The sequence below is a fragment of the Ramlibacter sp. genome (assembly GCF_013697775.1).
Classification (GTDB): Bacteria; Pseudomonadota; Gammaproteobacteria; order Burkholderiales; family Burkholderiaceae_C; genus Ramlibacter.
This window is the reverse complement of the sequence record NZ_JACCWG010000469.1, coordinates 1-3,221: the sequence shown is the minus strand read 5'-3', so window position 1 is coordinate 3,221 and position 3,221 is coordinate 1. Positions and strand designations below refer to the sequence as shown.

The window sequence follows — 3,221 nt, the reverse complement described above, 5'->3', positions numbered from 1 at the left end:
CGCGCTGGCCAAGACCCTGGCCGACCTGCACCAGGACCCGTCGCTGCGCGGCGGCTGGCGGCCGCCCGCACGCATCGTCTACGTGAGCTGCAACCCGGCCACGCTGGCGCGCGACGCGGGGCTGCTGGTGCACCAGGCGGGCTACCGCTGCAGCGCGGCGGGGGTGGTGAACATGTTCCCGCACACGGCGCACGTGGAATCCATGGCGGTCTTCGATTTGGATGCGTGACAAAGCAGAAAGGCCCCGAAGGGCCTTTCTGTGCAGGGCGCAACGGGTGCGCGGGCGATCGGATCAGTCGTCGCCCATGATCCCCAGCAGGACCAGCAGGCTCTGGAACACGTTGAAGATGTCCAGGTAGAGGGCCAGCGTGGCGGTGATGTAGTTGGTTTCGCCGCCGTCGATGATCCGCTTGAGGTCGTACAGCATGTAGGCGCTGAACACCGCGATGCACAAGGTGCTGATCACCATCGCGCCCATGGTGGAGCCGACGAACACGTTGATGATCGCGCCCACCATGATGACCAGGGCGCCGGCGAACAGCCACTTGCCCAGGCCGGAGATGTCGCGCTTGATGACGGTGGCCAGGCTGGCCATGACGAAGAACACGCCGGCGGTGCCGCCGAACGCCGTCATCACGATGCTGGGGCCGGTCTTCATCTGCAGGATCGCGCCCAGCAGGCGCGACAGCATCAGGCCCATGAAGAAGGTGAAGCCAAGCAGCACGCCGATGCCGGCGGCGGAATTCTTGGTCTTCTCGATGGCGTACATGAAGCCGAAGGCACCCGCCAGGAACACCACCAGCCCGAGGCCGCCACCCAGGCCGCGCATGATGCCGGTGCTGATGCCCAGCCAGGCACCCGCCACCGTGGGCAACAGGCTCAGGGCCAGCAGCCAGTAGGTGTTGCGCAGCACCTTGTTGCGCGCGTCGGCGGACACCGCAGTGCCGTAGCCCAGCGGTTGCACGCTCTGGATCGGGTCGGTCATGGCAGTTCTCCTTTTGTTGCCTTGCGGCAGTTAGATGGGCGCATTCTAGGGAAGGTTCAAGCCAGCGCAACGGTTATTCCTGCTCGCTTATGCTCGCGCTTTTGATCCTGGGACCGAGATGAAGAACAGATCCTTTCTGGAATTGGCGGACGTGAAGGCCATTGCCGCTGGCGCCGAAGCCGAAGCCGTGAAGAACAATTGGGCTGTCAGCTTCGCCGTTGTGGACGACGGCGGCCACCTGCTGTGGCTGCAGCGCCTGGACGGCGCGGCGCCGATTTCGGCGCAGATCGCCCCGGCCAAGGCCAACACCGCGGCCCTGGGCCGGCGCGAGAGCAAGGTGTACGAAGACATCATCAACGGCGGGCGCACCGCGTTCCTGAGCGCGCCGCATCTGCAGGGCATGCTGGAAGGCGGCGTGCCGATCGTGAAGGACGGCGTGTGCATCGGCGCCGTGGGCGTGAGCGGCGTGAAGTCGACCGAAGACGCGCAGATCGCCCGCGCGGGCATCGCCGCCCTGGGGCTGTAACCGCTACTTGGTGAGGATCAGCTTGCCCAGGCGCGTGGACTGCAGGCGGTAGACCTCGCCGTTGTGCGCGATTTCCACCATGCGCCGGCCCTGCAGCAGCTGCTCGCTGCGCAGCGGCGGCGCGGCCGGGGAGGACGCCGGCGCCGCATTGGACGGAGAAGTGCCGGAGGCCGGAGCGCCCGTTCCCGCGGTCACGGCGCCTTCGGTTCGGTGATGAAGCCGATCTTGTGCAGCCCGGCCTGCTGCGCCGCCGACATGGCCAGCGCCACGCGCTCGTAGCGCACCGCGCGGTCGCCGCGCAGGTGCAGCTCCGGCTGCGGGTTCTTGGCCGCCGCTTCGGCGAACAGTTTGGGCAGGTCGGCATCGGCCACCCGCCCCTCGTTCCACCAGTACTGGCCCTCGCCGTCCACCGACAGGCGGATGGTTTCCGGCTTGGCGTCCTGCGGCTGGCTGCTCGCGCGCGGCAGGTCGATGTTGACCGAATGCTTCATCACCGGCACGGTGATGATGAAGATGATCAGCAGCACCAGCATGACGTCGACCAGCGGCGTCATGTTGATCTCGTTCATCACCTCGTCGGTGTCGTCCTGCGTGCCGAAGGCCATGGTCAGCTTCCCTTCTTCATCGGCACGACCTTGGCCGCGTTGCCCGCCGACACGCGCGCGCCGGTCACGAAGTAGGCGTGCAGGTCGTGCGCGAAGCGGTTCAGCTTGGTCAGCACGCCCTTGTTGCCGCGCACCAGCGCGTTGTAGCCCAGCACCGCGGGAATGGCCACCGCCAGGCCCAGGGCGGTCATCACCAGCGCCTCGCCAATCGGGCCGGCCACCTTGTCGATGGTGGCCTGTCCGGCGGTGCCGATGGACAGCAGCGCGTGGTAGATGCCCCAGACGGTGCCGAACAGGCCGATGAAGGGCGCGGTGGAGCCGACCGAGGCGAGCACCGCCAGGCCGGACTGCATGCGCGCGGTGGATTCGTCGATGGAGTTGCGCAGGCTGCGCGTGAGCCACTCGCTGGCGCCCAGCGAGTCGTGCAGCTGCGCCTGCGCGCTGTGGTGCGCGGCGGCCTCGCGTCCCTCCATCGCCAATGCGCGGTACGGATTGGCGGGGTCGGTGCCCAGCTTGTTCAGGCCATCGGCGAAATCGCTGGCGTGCCAGAAGCTTTCGATGCTGCGCGACTGCTTCGCGTAGCGGCCGATGTCGAGCGCCTTGATGATGATCACCATCCACGAGGCGAGCGACATGGCCAGCAGCAGCACGGCGACGCTGCGCGTCACCAGGTCGCCCTGGCTCCACAGGTGCATGAGGCCGAATTCGGAATTCATTGTTGTTTACTCCAGCACGAAATTGATGGGGACGTCGAACCACATGGCTTCCGGCACGCCGTTGCGTTTGCCGGGCACGTAGCGCCACTTCTGGACGGTCTGCAGGCCGGCTTGGTCCAGCCGGTCGAAGCCGCTGGACTGCTTGATCTCGGCCTTCTGTGCGTTGCCGTCGGCGCCGATCAGCACGCGCAGCACCACCTTGCCCTGTTCGCCCATGCGCCTGCTCATGGGCGGATAGGCAGGCTTGGGGTTCTGCAGGTAGTCGGCATCGCTGGAGGGGAGCTCGACCTTCGGCGGTGCGGGAGGCGCCGGAGGTGTCGCCGGCGCCGGCGGGGCCGGTGCGGGAGCGACCGGCGCTGCGATGGGCGGGGCCGGCGGCTGCGGCTCGG

Annotated in this window: 6 protein-coding genes and 1 pseudogene; 2 read left to right on the top strand and 5 right to left on the bottom strand. The window is 67.6% G+C overall.

Annotation, left to right across the window (positions count from 1 at the left end):
• Positions 1–229: pseudogene (locus H0U68_RS23860) on the top strand (23S rRNA (uracil(1939)-C(5))-methyltransferase); the annotation flags it as partial.
• A gap of 63 nt (positions 230–292) precedes the next feature.
• On the opposite strand, the gene H0U68_RS23855 reads toward H0U68_RS23860, so the two are convergent.
• Complete coding sequence (locus H0U68_RS23855; RefSeq protein ID WP_296359452.1) at positions 293–985, bottom strand: Bax inhibitor-1 family protein; 693 nt, start codon at positions 983–985, stop codon at positions 293–295.
• 118 nt (positions 986–1,103) lie between these two features.
• Between H0U68_RS23855 and H0U68_RS23850 the strand changes: the two genes are divergently transcribed.
• On the top strand, positions 1,104–1,511 hold the full coding sequence (locus H0U68_RS23850) for a heme-binding protein (protein ID WP_296359450.1): 408 nt from the start codon (positions 1,104–1,106) through the stop codon (positions 1,509–1,511).
• A gap of 3 nt (positions 1,512–1,514) precedes the next feature.
• On the opposite strand, the gene H0U68_RS23845 is transcribed toward H0U68_RS23850, so the two are convergent.
• From H0U68_RS23845 to H0U68_RS23830, 4 genes are all read right to left on the bottom strand, one after another.
• A complete protein-coding gene (locus H0U68_RS23845) occupies positions 1,515–1,706 on the bottom strand; it encodes a hemin uptake protein HemP (protein ID WP_296359449.1) in 192 nt (63 codons plus the stop codon).
• Entirely contained in the window at positions 1,703–2,116 is a 414-nt protein-coding gene (locus tag H0U68_RS23840) for a biopolymer transporter ExbD (RefSeq protein WP_296359447.1), read from the bottom strand. Before H0U68_RS23840 ends, H0U68_RS23845 begins: the two co-directional genes overlap by 4 nt.
• Before the next feature lie 2 nt (positions 2,117–2,118).
• Positions 2,119–2,832: a MotA/TolQ/ExbB proton channel family protein gene (locus H0U68_RS23835; protein ID WP_296359444.1), complete on the bottom strand. Its 714-nt coding sequence runs from the start codon at positions 2,830–2,832 to the stop codon at positions 2,119–2,121.
• Between the two features lie 6 nt (positions 2,833–2,838).
• A partial coding sequence (locus H0U68_RS23830) for an energy transducer TonB (protein WP_296359443.1) occupies positions 2,839–3,221 on the bottom strand: 383 nt, incomplete at its 5' end.

Excerpts from the sequence above, each read along its gene's own strand:
- H0U68_RS23855 (WP_296359452.1), bottom strand. The coding sequence starts at position 985 with ATGACCGACCCGATCCAGAGCGTGCAACCGCTGGGCTACGGCACTGCG.
- H0U68_RS23850 (WP_296359450.1), top strand. The coding sequence starts at position 1,104 with ATGAAGAACAGATCCTTTCTGGAATTGGCGGACGTGAAGGCCATTGCC.
- H0U68_RS23840 (WP_296359447.1), bottom strand. The coding sequence starts at position 2,116 with ATGGCCTTCGGCACGCAGGACGACACCGACGAGGTGATGAACGAGATC.
- H0U68_RS23835 (WP_296359444.1), bottom strand. The coding sequence starts at position 2,832 with ATGAATTCCGAATTCGGCCTCATGCACCTGTGGAGCCAGGGCGACCTG.